This window comes from Variovorax sp. Soil_C_33 (assembly GCF_057656935.1).
On sequence record NZ_JBDGJK010000014.1, the window covers coordinates 1 to 16,558 of the forward strand.

The 16,558-nt window shown below is 67.8% G+C and carries 15 protein-coding genes; 2 read left to right on the forward strand and 13 right to left on the reverse strand.

Annotated features, from left to right (window positions below; all coding sequences use genetic code 11):
* Window positions 1-109 precede the first annotated feature (109 nt).
* From AC3A6B_RS20700 to AC3A6B_RS20735, 8 genes are all read right to left on the reverse strand, one after another.
* The gene (locus tag AC3A6B_RS20700; protein WP_487838537.1) at window positions 110-1,084 is read right to left on the reverse strand and encodes a Bug family tripartite tricarboxylate transporter substrate binding protein; all 975 of its coding nucleotides are present in this window, start codon (window positions 1,082-1,084) and stop codon (window positions 110-112) included.
* A 23-nt stretch (window positions 1,085-1,107) separates the two neighbouring features.
* On the reverse strand, window positions 1,108-2,571 hold the full coding sequence (locus AC3A6B_RS20705; protein ID WP_487838684.1) for an aldehyde dehydrogenase family protein: 1,464 nt from the start codon (window positions 2,569-2,571) through the stop codon (window positions 1,108-1,110).
* A gap of 46 nt (window positions 2,572-2,617) precedes the next feature.
* Window positions 2,618-3,088 (reverse strand): nuclear transport factor 2 family protein, encoded by a 471-nt coding sequence (locus AC3A6B_RS20710; protein ID WP_487838538.1) that lies wholly within the window; start codon window positions 3,086-3,088, stop codon window positions 2,618-2,620.
* A gap of 16 nt (window positions 3,089-3,104) precedes the next feature.
* The gene (locus AC3A6B_RS20715; protein ID WP_487838539.1) at window positions 3,105-3,467 is read right to left on the reverse strand and encodes a c-type cytochrome; all 363 of its coding nucleotides are present in this window, start codon (window positions 3,465-3,467) and stop codon (window positions 3,105-3,107) included.
* Window positions 3,464-5,206, reverse strand: a complete 1,743-nt coding sequence (locus AC3A6B_RS20720; RefSeq protein ID WP_487838540.1) for an FAD-dependent oxidoreductase — start codon at window positions 5,204-5,206, stop codon at window positions 3,464-3,466. The genes AC3A6B_RS20715 and AC3A6B_RS20720 overlap by 4 nt, the downstream gene beginning before the upstream one ends.
* 54 nt (window positions 5,207-5,260) lie before the next feature.
* The gene (locus tag AC3A6B_RS20725; RefSeq protein WP_487838541.1) at window positions 5,261-6,268 is read right to left on the reverse strand and encodes a hydroxyquinol 1,2-dioxygenase; all 1,008 of its coding nucleotides are present in this window, start codon (window positions 6,266-6,268) and stop codon (window positions 5,261-5,263) included.
* 20 nt (window positions 6,269-6,288) lie between these two features.
* Window positions 6,289-6,801 carry a cupin domain-containing protein gene (locus AC3A6B_RS20730; RefSeq protein WP_487838542.1) on the reverse strand — a complete coding sequence of 171 codons (513 nt, stop codon included), beginning with the start codon at window positions 6,799-6,801 and terminating at the stop codon, window positions 6,289-6,291.
* 341 nt (window positions 6,802-7,142) lie between these two features.
* Window positions 7,143-8,093, reverse strand: coding sequence for a LysR family transcriptional regulator (locus AC3A6B_RS20735; protein WP_487838543.1), 951 nt, complete (start codon window positions 8,091-8,093; stop codon window positions 7,143-7,145).
* Between the two features lie 159 nt (window positions 8,094-8,252).
* On the opposite strand from AC3A6B_RS20735, the gene AC3A6B_RS20740 reads away from it, so the two are divergent.
* Complete coding sequence (locus tag AC3A6B_RS20740) at window positions 8,253-8,921, forward strand: carboxypeptidase regulatory-like domain-containing protein (RefSeq protein WP_487838544.1); 669 nt, start codon at window positions 8,253-8,255, stop codon at window positions 8,919-8,921.
* A gap of 34 nt (window positions 8,922-8,955) precedes the next feature.
* On the opposite strand, the gene AC3A6B_RS20745 is transcribed toward AC3A6B_RS20740, so the two are convergent.
* From AC3A6B_RS20745 to AC3A6B_RS20755, 3 genes are read right to left on the reverse strand one after another with little or no spacing between them, the layout of a single operon-like run.
* Complete coding sequence (locus AC3A6B_RS20745; RefSeq protein ID WP_487838545.1) at window positions 8,956-9,399, reverse strand: desulfoferrodoxin family protein; 444 nt, start codon at window positions 9,397-9,399, stop codon at window positions 8,956-8,958.
* A 23-nt stretch (window positions 9,400-9,422) separates the two neighbouring features.
* Window positions 9,423-9,797, reverse strand: a complete 375-nt coding sequence (locus AC3A6B_RS20750) for a response regulator (protein WP_487838546.1) — start codon at window positions 9,795-9,797, stop codon at window positions 9,423-9,425.
* A complete protein-coding gene (locus tag AC3A6B_RS20755; protein WP_487838547.1) occupies window positions 9,794-11,371 on the reverse strand; it encodes a sensor histidine kinase in 1,578 nt (525 codons plus the stop codon). Before AC3A6B_RS20755 ends, AC3A6B_RS20750 begins: the two co-directional genes overlap by 4 nt.
* 145 nt (window positions 11,372-11,516) lie before the next feature.
* Between AC3A6B_RS20755 and AC3A6B_RS20760 the strand changes: the two genes are divergently transcribed.
* Window positions 11,517-12,641 (forward strand): adenylate/guanylate cyclase domain-containing protein, encoded by a 1,125-nt coding sequence (locus tag AC3A6B_RS20760; RefSeq protein WP_487838548.1) that lies wholly within the window; start codon window positions 11,517-11,519, stop codon window positions 12,639-12,641.
* A gap of 11 nt (window positions 12,642-12,652) precedes the next feature.
* Here the strand turns inward: AC3A6B_RS20760 and AC3A6B_RS20765 are convergent, their stop codons facing one another.
* A complete protein-coding gene (locus tag AC3A6B_RS20765) occupies window positions 12,653-13,306 on the reverse strand; it encodes a redoxin domain-containing protein (RefSeq protein WP_487838549.1) in 654 nt (217 codons plus the stop codon).
* A 22-nt stretch (window positions 13,307-13,328) separates the two neighbouring features.
* Window positions 13,329-16,364, reverse strand: coding sequence for an adenylate/guanylate cyclase domain-containing protein (locus AC3A6B_RS20770; RefSeq protein ID WP_487838550.1), 3,036 nt, complete (start codon window positions 16,362-16,364; stop codon window positions 13,329-13,331).
* Window positions 16,365-16,558: the final 194 nt, after the last annotated feature.

Sequence of the window (16,558 nt, forward strand, 5' to 3'; positions counted from 1 at the left end):
CGCGCGCCGAGCGCATCGATCTCGCGCGCCAGGTGGGCAAGCGTTCCGGCGCCGAAGACCACGCGCTGCGGCTGGCTCGTGTGGACGAAGGCGCGCATGGCGATGTGCCCTATTCGAGGCTCAGGTTGCGCTCGCGCACCAATCGCGTCCACCTGTCCTGCTCGGTCTTGAGCGCGGCAGCGAACTGCTCGGGCGTGCTCGCGATGCCGGTCAGGCCCTGCTCGCGCAGCCGCTGGTCGAAGGCGGGATCGGTCACGATCTTGCGCACCTCGGACTGCAGCCGGTCGATCACGGCGCGCGGCGTGCCGGCCGGCGCCAGCAGGCCGACCCAGGAGTTGACTTCGAAGCCGCGATAGCCCCCCTCGGCCACGGTCGGCGTCTCTGCATAGGCGGGAACGCGCCGTGCGCCGGTCTGCGCCAGCGCACGCAGCTTGCCGGCCTTCACGTGCGGCTGCGCCAGCACGGCCGAGAGGAACATCATCTCGACCTGGCCGCCCAGCAGGTCCTGCTGGGCCGGGCCGCCGCCGCGATAGGGGATGTGGGTGACGAAGGTGCCGGTCTGGGCCTTGAAGAGCTCGGCCGTCAGGTGGTTGCTCGAACCGGGCCCGACGCTCGCGTAGTTGTACTGCCCCGGCTGCGACTTGAGCAGGCCGACGAAGCTCTTGAAGTCGGCGGCCGGCACCTTCGGGTTCACCACCAGCACCAGCGGGTTGCTCGCGATCTGCGTCACCGGCTGCAAGTCCTTCGCGATGTCGAACGTGAGCTTGGGGTAGACCAGCGGATAGGTCGCGTAGCTGTCGAACACCATCAGCAGCGTGTGGCCGTCAGGCGCGGCCCGGGCCACCTCGGCAGAGCCCACGGTGCCGCCGGCGCCGCCGCGGTTGTCGATGAGGACCGGCTGCCCCAGCGCCGCCTGCAGCCGTGGCTGCAGCTGGCGCGCCACTGTGTCGACGATGCCACCGGGCGGGAACGCGACGACCACGCGCACGGGCTTGCTCGGCCAGGCGGGCTGGGCATGCAGCGGCCCAGCGGCGCCGAGCAGGACGGCGCAGGCGGCGAGGACCTTGGCGAAGGGAACGATCATTCGATGCTTTCTCGTTGGCGTGCTCAGCGCACGAAGTGGGGAGGAATCTGCGCGTCGACGTTGACCCAGATGCTCTTGACCTGCGTGTACTCGCGCATCGCGTCGAAGCCCATCTCGCGGCCGTAGCCGCTCTGGCCGACGCCGCCGAAAGGCGAGCCCGGGTTCACGCGCTTGTAGCTGTTGATCCAGACCATGCCCGCATGCAGGTCGCGCGCGACCCGGTGGGCGCGCTGCAGATTGCTGGTCCACAGGCCGCTGCCGAGGCCGTAATCGGTGCCGTTGGCGATCTGCATCGCCTCGGCCTCGTCCTTGAAGGTGAGCACGGTGACGAAGGGGCCGAAGACCTCCTCCTGCGCCACGCGGTCGCGCCACGATTTCGCGCGCACTACCGTCGGCTCCACGTAGCAGCCGCGCGCGAGTTCGCCGCCGGGCGAGCTGCCGCCGGCCAGCACTTCGCCGCCCTCGCCCTTCGCGACCTCGACATAGCTCAGCACGCGCTCGCGGTGCTGCGCACTGGTGAGCGGACCCATCTCGGTGGCATCGTCGAGCGGGTTGCCGAGCCGGATCGACTTGGCGAGCGGGATGAACTGGTCGAGAAAGGCGTCGGCGATCTTCTCGTGCAGCATCAGGCGCGAGCCCGCGATGCAGGCCTGCCCCTGGTTGTGGAAGATGGCCCAGGCGCTGCCGTTGACCGCGGCTTGCAGGTTGGCATCCTCGAACACGATGTTGGGGCCCTTGCCGCCGAGCTCGAGCTGCACCTTCTTGAGGTTGCCGGCACTGGCCTGCACGATGCGCCGGCCGGTGGCGGTGCTGCCGGTGAAGGCGATCTTCGCGATCTCGGGATGCTCGGCGATGTACTGGCCCGCGACGCTGCCCAGGCCGGGCAGCATGTTGACCACGCCATCGGGCATGCCGGCCTCGGCCATGAGCTCGACGATCTTGAGCGAACTGAGCGGCGTGATCTCGGCCGGCTTCATCACGATGCAGTTGCCGGCCGCGAGCGCGGGCGCCATCTTCCAGCTGGTGAACATGAGCGGGAAGTTCCACGGCACCACCTGGCCCACGATGCCGACCGGCTCGCGCAGCGTGTAGTTGAGGAAGCCCTGCTCCACCGGAATGGTCTCGCCCTGAAACTTGTCGGCCATGCCGCCGAAGTAGCGGAAGCAGGCTGCCGTTCGCGGCACGTCGAGCTTGCGCGAGTCGCGCACCGGATGGCCGGTGTCCAGCGATTCGAGGCGCGCGAGCTCTTCGGCATTGGCCTCGATCAGGTCCGCGAGCCTGAGCAGGACGCGCCCGCGGTCGGCCGCCGCCATCCGGCTCCAGGCCGGGAAGGCGCGCTTCGCCGCGGCAACGGCACGGTCGACGTCGGCCCGGCCGGCCAGCGCCACTTCCGCGATGGTCGAGTTGTCGTGCGGGTTCAGCGTGGCCAGCGTCTCGCCCGACTCGGCATCGACGAAGCGGCCGTCGATGAAGAGCTGGTGACGGATGGGCGTCTTGAGGCCGGCGGCCTGCTGGATGTCTTCGAGTTTCATGTCAGGTCGTCTTTCCGGCCAACCACGGATAGCGCGCGGTGTCCTTGCCCGCGTAGTCGGGATCGAGGTAGATGAAGCAGCGCTGGATCAGCCAGTCGCGCACTTCGAACACGTCGCACCAGCGGCCCGCGCCCCACTCGGGCACGCCGGCGCGCCAGGGGCCGTCGGCATGCTCGCCGTAGCTCGTGCCTTCGCAGGCGAACAGGTCGGTGCCGGTGAAGATCCAGTTGAAGCCGGCGTAGTCGTGGCGGATGGATTTGCCGCGGCTGCCGACTTCGCCGAAGAGCTTGCCGATCTCGTCCTTGCCGGTGGCCAGGCCCCATTTCGGAAAGTAGACCTGCGCATCGCTCGCGAACAGGTCGAGGATCGAGCCGCCGGTGGAAGTGACGCCGCCGTTGTCGTAAGCCTTGAGATATTCGAGTGCCACCGACTTGCGTTGCTCGTCGGTCATGGTTTGACGTGTGAGAGCCATGGTATGTCTCCTTCTTTCACTTCTGCGATTGCATGTACTCGATGAGCGCGGCGCGCTTCTTCGGGTCGTCCTGGAAATAGACCATCGTGTTGCCGGGTGCGACGGCCTGCGTGTCGGTGAGCCACTTGTCGAGCAGCGCGCGATCCCAGGTCTTGCCTTTCATCGCGTCGAGGTACTGTTTCGAGTAGGTGAAACCGGCGTTGGATGCCGCCGGCTTTCCGAGCAGGCCGAACAGGTTGGGCCCGACGCCGTGCGGCTCGCCTTTGCCGAAGCTGTGGCACTGGGTGCACGCGGTCTGCGCGAGGCGCTGGCCGGGCGATTGCGCGTGGGCCAGGTTCGCGGCGAGCGCCAGACCCGACATGAGAAGCCAGGTCTTCATGCGGCGCTCCTGCCTTCGGCATGCGCGGCGTTCGCGGCGCGGTAGGCGAAGGCGATGATCGGCCCCAGCGTCGCGCCGCCGGCCCAGTAGGCGCGGCCGGAGGCCGAGGCGACGCAGTTGCCGACGCCGTAGAGGCCGGGGATCGGCCGATCGGCGCCGTCGAGCACACGGCCATGGGTGTCGGTCTTCGGCCCGCCCTTGGTGTCGAGGGTGCCGGCGACGACCAGCGCCGCGTAGTACGGCCCGGCATCGGCCAGCGGCCACATCGTCGGATTGGTGCGGCCCGGCTCGGTCTTCACGTCGCCGTTGAAGAGCTGCTCGACGATGCGATCGCCGCGCTGGAAATCGAGGTCCTTGCCGGTCTTTGCGAACTGGTTGAAGCGCGCGATGGCGGCCTGCAGGTTGGGCAGGAAATCGGGCGCGAGCTTCGCACCTCCGGTGGCGCTGGCGTACTTGGCCAGGCGCTCGTCGATGGCGCGCGCCAGCTCCGTAAGCGTCGCGCCCTTGATCACGTGGCGGTCGTCGGTGCCGGGCGGCACGATCAGCCGGCCGTATTCGGCGCTGGCCGAATGCTGCTGCGAGCGCTGGTCCCAGACCGCAATGCGCACCAGGTTCGGGTACTCGGCCTTGGCGCCGTCCCACTCGAAGAAGGTCTGGGCCAGCTCGTTGTACTGCAGCTTCTCGTTGACGTTGCGCTGTCCGTACTTGTTGACGAAGAGCATCGAGTCGCCGGCCACCGAGAACATGCCCGAGATCGAGCCATCCTTGGCGATCGCCTTCTCCAGCGGGATCGGGCAGGTCCAGGCGTAGTTCATGTTGCGCAGCTGGGCGCCGAGCGGGCCGGCGATCTGCACGAAGTCGCCCTCGTTGCTGGGCGCCGCGCAGCCGCCGTAGATCGGGCCGTTCAAGAAGTTCTTGCGCAGCTCGGCGTTGTGCGTGAAGCCGCCGGTGGCGAAGATCACCGCCTTCCTCGCGCGCAGGCGCACCGTGGCATCGAGCTCGTCCTTCGCTTCGACGCCGATCACGCGGCCCGACCTGTCCTGCAGCACCTTGGTCACGCGCATGCCGGTGCGGATCGGAACGCCCTCCTGCCGTGCCTTGGTCGACAGGGTGCGCACCGCCACCAGACCGCCGTCGGACATGCTCGGGATCGCGTCCTTCGGCACCAGCACGCGGCCCTTGGGCGCCTTGTCTTCCGGCAGCTCGGCGAAGTAGTCGGGCACGTCTGCCACGTGGCGGTACGGCAGCGCGCCCTTGGCCGCCAGCAGCTCGGCCGCCGGCGAGGCGCTGTCGTAGAAAGCGGAGCACATGTCGTACTCCCATGGCGTGAGGCCCAGGCGGGGATGCGCCGGGTCGTAGGTCTGCGGGCTCGACAGGCGTGCCACGTACTTCAGGAAGTCGGGCTTGGGGTCGGCGATGCCGGCCTTCTTCATCGCTTCGTTGTTCGGCACCCAGTACCAGAAGGCGGCCTTGGCGGTGGTGCCGCCGATGCTGCCGGCCTTCTCGAGGATCACCGCGCTGTTGCCCTGCCAGCGCGCGAACAGCGCCGAGGCCAGTCCGCCGCAGCCGCTGCCGCAGACCACGACGTCGTAGCTCGCGTCAAAGGCCTGAGCTGCTTCGGCTTCCTGCGTCGAAAGGCCCAGCGTCGCCGCCGCGACGGCTGCCGATCCTGCGCCTGCCTGCCGGATGAATCGCCGACGCGACGCTGCGCCGGCACCGGACCGGATGCGGTCTGCCATCTTTGTCTCCTCAAACACACAGAAGTACGCGCCGCGCAAGCGGCGCGTTATCGCCTAGAACGAAACCGGGATCTCGGGACTCTCGCCCTTCTGGATCTCGTAGACCAGGCTCGGCGAGCCGTTCTCCCACACCAGCAGCATCGAGCGCTTGGGGCTGTAGCCCTGGTGGCGGCAGTAGGCGGGCATGGCGGCCATGTCGCCGGCCTTCATGATCACGCGGGCCATCGGCTTGCCGGTGTTCTTGTCGCCGCAGTCCCAGTGAATCTCGTCGGTCATCTGGAAGAACCACTCGACGCGGTCGTTGCCGTGGATGATCGGCAGGATGTGCTCCTCGGTGGTCGGGCACATGAAGCTGTGCTTCACCACCGAGGTGAAGCTCGGGTTCCACGTCACCTGCGAGCGGCTCAAAAAACCGAAGAGGTTGAAGGCATGCACCTCGTTCTCGAAGCCGGGCTCCGGGTGCAGTTCGGGCTGGCCCTGCGGCACGTCGGCGAATGCGCGGTTGACCGGCGCGCCGGTGTCGTCGCTGCGCAGCCGCAGGTCGTCCTTCAGGCCGACGCAGCGCTTGGCGAGCTCGCGCGCGCGGGTGATCTTGGCGGTGTTGTTGCCCTTCTTGCGGCCGTAGGGCGAGCCGGTTTCCTGCGGCGCACTGAAGGGGTCGAAGCTCTCGTTGGTCCAGTCGTCGAGCATGGCTTCGAAGGTGGCGCGGATCTGCGCGGTCGGGAAGTTCTCGAGCAGGTCGATGCCGGCTTCCTTCATCGTGCCGTTGTAGCTGCCGGCGTAGAGGTCGACCGACTGGTAGTGGTTGACGGTGCCGACCACGTCGTCGAAATTGACCCAGCCGTAGAAGAAGCCCCAGGCCACGTCGCGCATCAACGCGCGCAGGTAATTGCCGGCGTCCATGGTGTGGCTCATGGGCCGGCTGTCCTTGGTCTTCCAGGTGATGTGGACGAAGTACTCGTCGCGCCGGAAGCCGAAGCTGCCGAGCGAGAAGTCCTTATAGCCGAGCGTGGCGTCGGGCTGCGAGGCGATGACCTTGGCGAGTTCTGCGGGTGCGTTCATGGCGTGATTCCTCCGTGGGTTCAGTGCGTCTGGCAGATCTCGGCCCACTTCTCGACCGAGAGTTCGCCCTTGCAGGTCTGCAGCACGATCACGCTGGGCTCGCCGGGCGCGCGGAACTGGTAGGCGGTGTTCTTCGGCAGCAGGCCCTGATGTCCGCGCGTGAGCTTCATCCAGCCCATCTTCTGACCCTTGGGCTCGCCCTTCACCAGTACCGCGCCGTTCTTCTCTTCGTCGGCGACCGCCTGGGAAGCGTCGAGCTTGACGAGGTGAACCTCGAGCTCGCCGTCCATCACCAGCGCGAACTCATCGTGCGCGCAGGTGTACCAGGGCGAGCTGCCTTCGGCGCGCAGGGTCTCGAGCACGTAGATCTGGTTCTGGCCGAACACGACCTTCTCGTAGGGCCTGCTCTTGCTCGCGATTTCGAAACAGTTCGAGAAGGCGTAGTGGCGCACGTCGTCGGCAATCGGCTCGACATGGCCTTTGTCGAAATGCTTGAGGGACCCGAAGCGGGTCTGGTAACCGGTGGCGGTCATGGGCTTTGTCTCCTGGGTCGTCGAAGCAGCGCTCTCGCCGCGATGGCTGAACTCTAGGAAACGAAAGCCCCCTCGGGTAGGGCCCAAATGCGGGCCGCATTGTTCGGCAGATCCGCTCAATCCGCAGGGTTAACCCCGGGGTCAGCGAAGGCCCGGTGCCCTCACCCCAGCCCTCTCCCGGAGGGAGAGGGAGCAAGACAGCAGCGTGCCCACGGAGACGGGCGGTGTGCCCTGGGGCGGCCGTTGAGGCACCGCCGAGCAGCGCAGGGAAGCCCGAAGGGCCGGTGACGTCGGCCGGCACAGGGCATACCGCCCGCCTCCGCACCCGAAGCGATTCACTCCTAAGCGTCGGCAATCAGCTCGGCCGGCAGCAAGCCGCGCTCGATCATCGCCGCATCCCACGGCGGCACGCGCGAAAAGGCCGCGGTGATGTGCTCGATGAAGAGGCGCAGCTTGAAGGCATTGCGCGAGGTGCCCGCATAGACCGCGCTGAGCGAGAACGACGACAGCTGGTGGTCGGGCAGCACCACCTGCAGCTCGCCGCGCAGGATCGCATCGCCCGCCACCAGCGTCGGCAGGCAGACGATGCCCGCATGCTCGAGCGCGTATTCGCGCAGCAGGTGCACGCTGTTGGTCAGGAGCGCGGCGCTCATGTAGATCGTCACCTGCTCGCCTTCGTGATGGAAGGTCCAGCGGTCGCGGGTCGGGTAGCCGGAGTAGAGGCCGAGCGTGTGCTTGTGCAGGTCGCGCGGACTCTGCGGCGCGCCGTGTGTGCGGAGGTACTCGGGCGTGGCGCAGAACACGCGGCGCACCGGGAAGAGCGGGCGCGAGACCAACTCGGTCGAGGCGGCCGGAAAGATCTGCAGCGCGCAATCGACGCCGGTCTTGACCGGGTCCACCACCGCGTCGCTCACGATCAGTTCGAGACGGATGTCGGGATAGCTGACCTGGAAGGCCCGCAGCAGCGATGCGAAGTGGCCGAGCACGAAGCCAGTGAGCGCGTGGACGCGCAGCGTGCCGGTCGGCCCGGCCCGCGCGCCGCGCATCTGGTCCATGATGTCGTTGGCCCGCCCGACCAGCTCGGTGCAGTCGCGCAGGAAGGCCTGCCCGACGTCGCTGAGCCGCACGACCCGCGTGCTGCGATGGAAGAGCGGCGCGCCGACATGGTCTTCGAGCTGTTTCACGCGGCTGGTGACCACCGACTTGGCGACGCGCATCTGCCTGGCGGCCTCGGCGAAGCTCTGGGTCTGCGCGACGCGGACGAATGTCTCAATGTTTTCCAGGCGGTCCATCTGATCAGGGCGACATCCATATGAGCATCGGCTTCTGGACTTCGCGAAGATGCTCAGGCTTCCATGCTTCACGCGAAGGGTGCAATATATCGCCTGGAACGCCAAGGCAGGCTACACATGAAAGACTTTCCATTGCATGGAACTCGGTTCCCGAGGGTCTTGGCGCTGCTGCTCCTGTCTTGCGGACTGACTGCGCACTGCCTCGCGGGCGAGGTGAAGGGCAAAGTCGTCTTCGCCGATGCCCCTCCGGCGCGGCAAACAGTGCCGGTCACGATCGACCAGTATCTCTGCGGCAACGAAAAGCTCGCTGACGACCTGCAGGTGTCTGCCAATCGCGAGATCCGCAATGCGGTCGTATGGATCGAGAATCCGCCGCCCGGTGCAGCAGTGCCGGCGCGAACCGAGAAGGTGGAACTCGATCAGAAGGGATGCTCGTTCGTGCCGAGGGTCGTTGTCATCCCTGCCGGCGGAACGGTGGATTTTCTGAACAGCGATCGCCTGCTCCACAACATTCATGCGACCCCGAAGCACAACGTGTCCTTCAATCGGACGCAGCCGATGGGCCGGACGATTCCGATCACGTTCGCCAAGCCGGAAATCGTGCGCATCGAATGCGACCTTCATTCGTGGATGACCGCATGGGTGGTGGTTGCGGCACACGCCTTCTACGCGGTCACCGGCGCCGACGGGCGCTTTGCCTTCGACAATCTGCCGCCGGGCGAATACAAGCTCCAGATCTGGCACGAACGGCTGGGCACGGTGCCCGCGAGCGTCACTGTCGGCGAGCAGCAGCCTGCGCAGCTCACGGTCGAGATGAAGGCACGCTGAGGCAGCAGCACGGCAGCAACGGGGGCGCTCCGCCTCAAGGAGTCACGGTGATCTTTTTCGACGCCTCCCAGGCGGCGGAATGCGTCGGTTCGGCAATCGCCGTGAGCGAACCTCCTTCATCGAGCGCCACCGTGAAGGTCACCGTCGGCGACGAATACACCGGATGCAGGTAGGCGCGTGCGATTTCCACCGTGTCCTTGTACAGCGCGACGTAGCGTACGAAGTGCTCCGAGAGGGAGGGATGCAGCGATCCCGCTCCGACGCTGACCGTCACGTTGAACCAAGCCCCTCGGCGTACGCTGTCCGGTGCGGTGATCTTTGGCGTGTGCTTCGGATCGATGCTCTTGTGAACCTGCCGGAACTCCGGCGTGAACTGCTGAGCCTGATCCTCCTCGGCGTGCGCGGTGGGCGCGCCGAGGCTCATCGTCAGCAGCCCTGCGATCGCCGCGCACGCGGCGCTTCGAACTGTCTTCGGCATGGCACCTCCTTTTCGGCTTGCAGTCAGAGGTCCGGAAGAAACTGCTTGACCATGGCAAGCAGCTCGCTCGGACTGTAGGGCTTGGCGAGATAGCTGGACGCGCCGGCCTGCATCGCCTTCTCGCGGTCGCCGCTCAGCGCATACGAGGTGATCACGATGATCGGGATGTGGCGCGTGCGGGCGTCGGTCGTCAATCGCTTCGTGGCGTCGAGCCCGGACATCTTGGGCAGCTGCACGTCCATCAGGATGAGATCGGGCAAGTCCTGCTGCGCGAGCGCGACGCCGGTCTCTCCATCCCCCGCTTCGATCAGGCGGCAGGACGAACGCTTGAGCAGCTGCCGCACGATCTTGCGGTTGTACTCGTTGTCCTCGACATACAGGATGGTGCGATCGCTCATTGGACAACCCGGCTTCCTTCGCCCGCGCGCAACGGCACGGAGAACATGAACGTGGAGCCCTTGCCCAGCTCGCTCTCGACCCAGATGCGGCCGCCCAGCCGTTCCACGAACTTCTTCGAGATGCTGAGGCCGAGGCCCGTGCCGCCGAATTCGCGCGTGATGGTCGTGTCGATCTGGCGGAACTCGGTGAAGATGTGATCGAGTTCCTCCTGGGCGATGCCGATGCCGGTGTCGGAGACGCGGTAGATGAGCTCGCCGTCCACCAGCTCGACCGCGATGTCGACCCGGCCCTGCCGCGTGAATTTCAATGCATTGCCGGCCAGGTTGGTCAGGCACTGGGCGAGCCGGCCACTGTCGCCATAGGCAACCGGCAGATCCTGCGGAACATGGGCGGTGAATTCAAGGCCCTTCTCGGCAGCAATCGAACGCAGGGACGTGCGCACGGTGTTGACGACATCGCTGACGGAATACTCGTCGAGCGCCAGCTCCATGCGCCCGGCCTCGATCTTGGACAGATCGAGCACATCGTTGATCAGGCGAAGCAGGTTACGGCCGTTCACCTGGATGTCCGCGAGCGGCTCCTTCAGCTCGGCGGGTATGTCGCCGTAGATTCCGTCGATCATCATCTCGCTGAATCCGAGAATCGCGTTCATCGGCGTGCGCAGCTCGTGGCTCATGTTGGCCAGGAACTCGGACTTGGCCTTGCTCGCGCGCGCCAGCTGCTCGTTGAGGTCCACGAGCTCGGCGGCGGCCTGCCGCTGTGATTCGTCGAGACGATGAAGTTGCTGGCTCATGTGGTTCATCCGGTCGGCGAGCGCACCGAATTCGTCACGATTGGGCACCGAGATTTTGCGCTCGAAGTTTCCTGCCGCGACATCGCCCAGGAAAGTTTCCGCCTCGCGCACCGGCAGGATGAAGGACCATGAGATCACGAAACCGCAAAGCCAGGCGAGCAGCACGGCGCTGACGGCGAAGACCGAGGTCAGGATCAGCGATCGGCGGTTGGCGGCCTCCACGTTGTCGCGCAGTTGGGCCATGCGGCTCTGCTCCGCATCCACGAGCCGGCCCATGCGCGAGGCGATCTCGGCATCCAGGCGCTCCTCGCGCCGGAGCAGCTCGCCCGTGATGTCGTCGAGCTTGCCATCGCGGATCGCATTGGCGATGTCGGCGATCACGCTCATGGCCTCGTCCTGCAAGGAACGGATCTGATCGATCAAGCCCTTCTCGCCGCCGGCGCCGGCGATGTCCAGCTTGGCCAGCGTCTCATTGAAGCGGTTGTTCTCGCGCAGAATCCGTCTGATGGCAGCCTCGTCCTTCGAAAGCAGCGCCAGTGCCGTGAAGTGCATCTGCCTGGCTAGGGCGTGCTGGCTCTGCTGCGACCAGCCGACCCGCTCGTGCGCCTGATCGAGCATCCGACTTTGCTCGGTCGTGTTCACGAGGATCAACAGGTTCGCGATTGCCATCGCGATGAACAGCAGCGTGATGACCAGAAAGGCCAGCAGGAGCTTGGTGTGGACCGAGGCGCGAACGCGCGCCACCCACAGCACCAGCCGGCCGACGGGTGACCGATTCAAGACCTGCGTGACAAGCCGCTCGAGTTTGATTTGCCAGGGCTCCGTCAGTACAAAAAGAAGCGTTTAAGAACCGCTCCTTACGCACCTCACCGCCTTGTAGAACCGCTGCGAAGCCAGTACAGTTTTTCGATCGGGAGAATTGACGGTGAGAACCCCCCCGCGCATCCTCATCGTCGACGACAACGCGACCAACGTCAAGATTCTGCAGGTCCGGCTGGCCAGCGAGGGCTACGAGGTGGTCTCTGCGGCCGACGGCGAAGAAGGTCTGTCCGCTGCACGGCAGTTCCTGCCGGACCTGATCTTGCTCGACCTGATGATGCCCAAGCTCGGCGGCATCGAGGTTTGCCGGCGCCTTCGGGCCGACCCTGATTTCCCCTTCACGCCCATCATCATGGTGACCGCGATGGCCGACCTGAAGGACGTCGTGGCCGGCCTCGAGGCGGGCGGCGACGAGTACCTCACCAAACCCGTGGACCATGCCGCGCTCGCTGCGCGCGTGCGCTCGATGCTGCGGATCAAGCGCCTGCATGACCAGGTGGAAGCGCTGGCAGCGCAGATGAAGGAGTGGAACGCGTCGCTCGAGCAGCGCGTCGCCACCCAGGTCGCCGAGCTCGAGCGCATCGGCCGGCTGCGGCGCTTCTTCTCGCCGCAGCTCGCGGAGCTGATCGTCAGCGGCGGCGCCGAAGACCCGCTGCAGAGCCATCGGCGCGAGATCACCGTGGTCTTTCTCGACCTGCGCGGCTTCACCGCCTTCGCGGAGATTGCCGAGCCCGAGGAAGTGATGGGCGTGCTGCGCCAGTACCACGCGGCCACCGGCGAGCTGATCCTGGCGCACGAGGGAACCCTCGAGCACTTCACCGGCGACGGCATGATGATCTTCTTCAACGATCCGGTGCCGGTCGCCGACGCCGCCGAGCGCGCCGTGCGGATGTCGATTGCGATCCGCGAACGTGTCGGGTCGATCGCCGATGCATGGCGCAGGCGCGGCTATTCGCTGGGCCTGGGCATCGGCATCGCGCAGGGTTTCGCCACCATCGGCGCCATCGGATTCGAAGGGCGCTGGGACTATGGCGCGATCGGCACCGTGACCAACCTGGCGGCGCGGCTGTGCGGCGAGGCCGCGGGCGATCAGATCCTCATCTCACGGCGCGTCTACGCCCAGCTGGAACCCTTGCTCGACGTGGAGCCGCCGCTGGCGCTCAGCCTCAAGGGATTCCAGCGCCCCGTCGAGTGCTTCAGCGTTCGCGGCATCAAGGCATCACCGGCGTAAGCCGGGCGCCCTCAGGCCGCACAGGCGCGCGCCGCGTTGAGGATCACCTCTTCGGACGGAAGCTTGCCGATGCCGGCCATGCCCTCGGCGGCGCATTCGATGTCCATCCAGCGCACGATGCCGTCGCGATCGATCATGAACATCGCCTTCAGCTGCGGCCATTGCCGGTCGATGTCGGCCAGGTCGGCCGGCGTGTAGACGTAGCCGTCCATCTCCTGCAGCACCTTGCCGGCCTCGGGGATCGGCAGCGGCTCCGGGAGTTCGCCGGTGGGGTTGATCCGGGTGGTCTCCATCTCCTGCATCATCGCCGGCGTCGGCTCGGGCTTCGGCACCCTGAACGCGCGGTGCGTCGTCAGCTCGGGGTCGGACGCCATCCGCAGCCGCGTCGGCCTGAACTTGAAGTACAGCCGCGCGTTCTCCGGCTCCGTCGCCACCACGGCCAGGCTCTCGACGCCCAGCGCCTTGAGCTTGCCCTCGAGGGTGCCGAGCTGGACCAGCGCTCGCCGGCAGAAGGGGCACCACAGGCCAAGCATCAGCGAGAGGAACAAGGGGCTGCGCCCGCGGTAGTCGGCGAGCGAAACGGTTTCGGGCCCGGCCACGGCCGGCAGCGCGAAATCGGGGGCGGGTTCGCCCGGCATGACAGGTTGACTCGTCGCGAGTGTCATATCGAGGCTCCTTCCGGCAAGTTCAACAAAGGAACGGAAGCACCATCAGGGCGTCGGGCTCGAGGCCGGCGCGTTCACAAATCGCCTGCGCCTTCGCGAGATAGGTCTCGGCTTCAGCCGGGCGCCCGGTGTCGAGATACAGCGTTGCCAAACCATCGTAGCAGGGAAAGAGCAGTTGAGGCTCGTCGGCCTGCTCGGCCAATTGCAACGCTTCCCGGTACCACGCGAAGGCGCGCGCATGATCGCCATGGCATTGGTGGATCTGGGCCAGCACGATCAGCGGCACCGCGAGGTGATCGAGCAGGCCGAGCCGGCGGTCCAGGTTCGCTGCAGCGTGCGCCGCGGCGATGCCCTCGGCCTCGCACCGGTTGGTCAGCGCGCAGTACGCCACCGCCAGGTTGGCATACAGCCGCGACTGGAAGCCCAGGTCGCCGACCTTCTTGGCGGTTTCGAGCCCACGCAGGCAGGTCTCGATGCTGCGCTGCGGATCGAGCGACGCGTACAGCACGCCCAGGTTGGTGTAGCCGCGGCAGGCCGCCTGCAGCAGGTTGCTGGCTTCGGCCTGGGCGACGCTGCTTTCGATCTGCGCCACCGCCTCGGACGGCCGGCCCAGGCGCGCCAGCGCGATGCCGAGCGTGTTAAAGGCCTCGGCGCGCACGACGGTGGCTTCGCGCGTGCGCCCGGCGGCATCGGCGGGCACCTCGGCCAGCGCGCGCTGCGCCAGCGCCAGGGCGGTGGTGTTGTCGCCGGCACGGAAGGCGAGCCGGCCCATCTCCTGGAACAGATGGGCGCGTTCGATCGCATCGCCGTCTTCGCCGAGGCGAGCCAGGCCGGCGTTGAAGCAGGCGCCCGCGCGCTCGCGCTCGCCGGCCTCCCAGTGCAGGCCGCCGATCTTGCGCAGCAGGCGCGCGGCCCGCACCGGATCGCGTTGCCCTTCGACCGCCCGCTGCACGAGCTCGTAGTGCGCCAGCGCCTCGGCGCGCCGGCCCTGCAACCCGAACAGGTCAGCGAGCCGCTCGCGCGCGTCGAGCTCCGCCGCCTCGACCTCGGCTGCTGCGGCAGCCGCGTCCACCGATGCCTCGGCCAAAGTGCGCAGCGCGCGCTCGTAGTGGCGGATCGCGTCGTCGTTCGCGTAGACCGCGCGCGCCCAGTCGCCGGCGGCCAGCAGGTAGTGCGCGCCCCGCGCCTTGTCCGGCGACAGGCTCCAGTGATGGCCCAGCGCCTCCAGCTCGGCCAGGCGGCGCGGGCCGCGGCCTTCGCCATCGGCCGGGGCGTGCGCATCCGCGCCGAGCTCCGCTTCCAGCGCGCGGCCCGCACGCAGGTGCAGTTCGGTGCGGCGTGCCAGCAGCAGGTTCTGATAGGCGACCTCGTGCAGCAATGCATGCATGAAGCGCCAGCGTTGTCCGCCAGCGTCGTCGGCGCGGATCAGGTCGGCCCCGGCCAGCCGCCGGAGCGCCGCCTCGGTCGAGCCCGGCTCGCTCGCGATGCGCTGCAGCAGCGCGCGGTCGAACTCGGCGCCCAGCACCGCCGCTTCCTGCAGCGCCTTGCGGTCCTCGGCGGCCAGCCGGTCGATGCGCGACAGCAGCAGGCCATACAGCGTGGGCGGAACATTCGGCGCGTCGCAATCCGCCGCGCACACCCAGTGCCCTTGCTTGCGTACCAGCAGGCCGCGGCCGGCCAGGCTGCGCACGACCTCCTCGACGAACAGCGGGTTGCCGCCGGCGCGGGCCGCGACGAAATCGCGCATCGGGGCGAGACCGTCGTCGGCCGCAGGAGCGCCCAGCAGGTGGCTCACCAGCGAGCGGGCGTCCTCGTCGCCGAGCGGACCCAGCTCGATCATCGAGTGCTCGGCGCACAGGGTGTGCAGCTCGCGCGCGTCGGGGCGTTGCGACACCAGCAGCATCAGGGGCCGGTCCGCCAGCTGGTCGACGACCTCGCGCAGCAGGTCGACGGAGGCCGCATCGGCCCATTGCAGGTCGTCGATGACGACCATGACCGGCTGCCGCGCCAGCCGCCGCTCGAGCAGCGCGCGCGCCGCCAGCGTGATCTGGCGCTGCAGCTGCTCGGGTTCGATGTCGCGGGGCCGGGCCTCCTCGATCCCGAGCAGGTAGTTCAGCACCTGCGCCACGGCATCGGCCTCGTCCGCATCGGCGCCCAGGGCCTGCAGGCCCTGCTGCAGCTTGCGCCGGGCCGCCTCCAGCGTGTCGGCCTCCTCGACGCGGTAGGCCTCGCGGAACAGCGCGCCGAAGGTGCCGTAGGTCGGCTCGCCGAGCGAAGAGCAGGTCGTGCTGCGCACGACCGTCGCAGCGAACCGGCCGTCGCTTTCGAGCCGAGCGAACAACTCGGCGAGAAGACGCGACTTGCCCGCGCCGGCCTCCCCGATCACGCTGACGAGCTGGGCCTGGCCTCGCTGCATGCGGTCGAACGCGGCCAGCAGGGACTCGATCGCCGCGTCGCGCCCGACCAGCGGCGCGGCCAGCCCGAGTTCAGCGAGGCCGCGCGCGGAGGCGATGTCGGTGCGCACGCCGGCCAGGCGATGAACCCGCATCGGCTGCGCCTTGCCGCGCAGCGCCAGCTCGACGGCGGGCTCGAAGGCGAAGCGGTGCCGCACCATGGCATGCGTCGCCTCCGACACCAGCACCGTGCCCGGCTCGGCGGCCGCGAGCAGCCGCGAGGCGGTGTTCACCGTATCGCCGGTGACCGCGTAGGCGCTGCCGGCGCCGTGCCCCAGGCTGCCGGCCACCACCGCGCCGGTGTGGACACCGATGTGCAGCGTCACCGGCCGCCCGAGGCGCGCCGCCCACTGCCGGCTCAGGCGGTCCACGCGCTGCATCATTTCCTGCGCGGCCTCGACGGCGCGCAACGGGTCGTCCTCGTGCGCACGCGGCGCGCCGAACACGGCCATCACGGCATCGCCGACGAACTTCTCGACGAAGCCGTCGTAGTGCGCGATGGCCTGCGCCATGGTCGCGAACAGCGCGTTCTGGAAGCTGCGCAGCGTTTCGGGATCGAGCCCTTCGGCCAGCGAGGTGAAGCCCGTCAGATCGGCGAACAGCACGGTGACCTGGCGCCTGTCGCCCTCTTGGTCAGAGTTGTTCGGCGCCGGACGGCGCGCCGCGCCGCAGCGCGGACAGAAGGCGAAATCCGAGTCGCTGACGCAACCGCACGCCGGGCAAAGACAAGTCGTGTCCATCGGAGCCCGATGCTGCGCCACTTCGGGCCCTTGCGCCACTGGCAAGTCCTCTTGCTGCT

Excerpts from the sequence above, each read along its gene's own strand:
- AC3A6B_RS20730 (WP_487838542.1), bottom strand. The coding sequence starts at position 6,801 with ATGACCGCCACCGGTTACCAGACCCGCTTCGGGTCCCTCAAGCATTTC.
- AC3A6B_RS20720 (WP_487838540.1), bottom strand. The coding sequence starts at position 5,206 with ATGGCAGACCGCATCCGGTCCGGTGCCGGCGCAGCGTCGCGTCGGCGA.
- AC3A6B_RS20735 (WP_487838543.1), bottom strand. The coding sequence starts at position 8,093 with ATGGACCGCCTGGAAAACATTGAGACATTCGTCCGCGTCGCGCAGACC.
- AC3A6B_RS20700 (WP_487838537.1), bottom strand. The coding sequence starts at position 1,084 with ATGATCGTTCCCTTCGCCAAGGTCCTCGCCGCCTGCGCCGTCCTGCTC.
- AC3A6B_RS20750 (WP_487838546.1), bottom strand. The coding sequence starts at position 9,797 with ATGAGCGATCGCACCATCCTGTATGTCGAGGACAACGAGTACAACCGC.
- AC3A6B_RS20710 (WP_487838538.1), bottom strand. The coding sequence starts at position 3,088 with ATGGCTCTCACACGTCAAACCATGACCGACGAGCAACGCAAGTCGGTG.
- AC3A6B_RS20765 (WP_487838549.1), bottom strand. The coding sequence starts at position 13,306 with ATGACACTCGCGACGAGTCAACCTGTCATGCCGGGCGAACCCGCCCCC.
- AC3A6B_RS20745 (WP_487838545.1), bottom strand. The coding sequence starts at position 9,399 with ATGCCGAAGACAGTTCGAAGCGCCGCGTGCGCGGCGATCGCAGGGCTG.
- AC3A6B_RS20715 (WP_487838539.1), bottom strand. The coding sequence starts at position 3,467 with ATGAAGACCTGGCTTCTCATGTCGGGTCTGGCGCTCGCCGCGAACCTG.
- AC3A6B_RS20725 (WP_487838541.1), bottom strand. The coding sequence starts at position 6,268 with ATGAACGCACCCGCAGAACTCGCCAAGGTCATCGCCTCGCAGCCCGAC.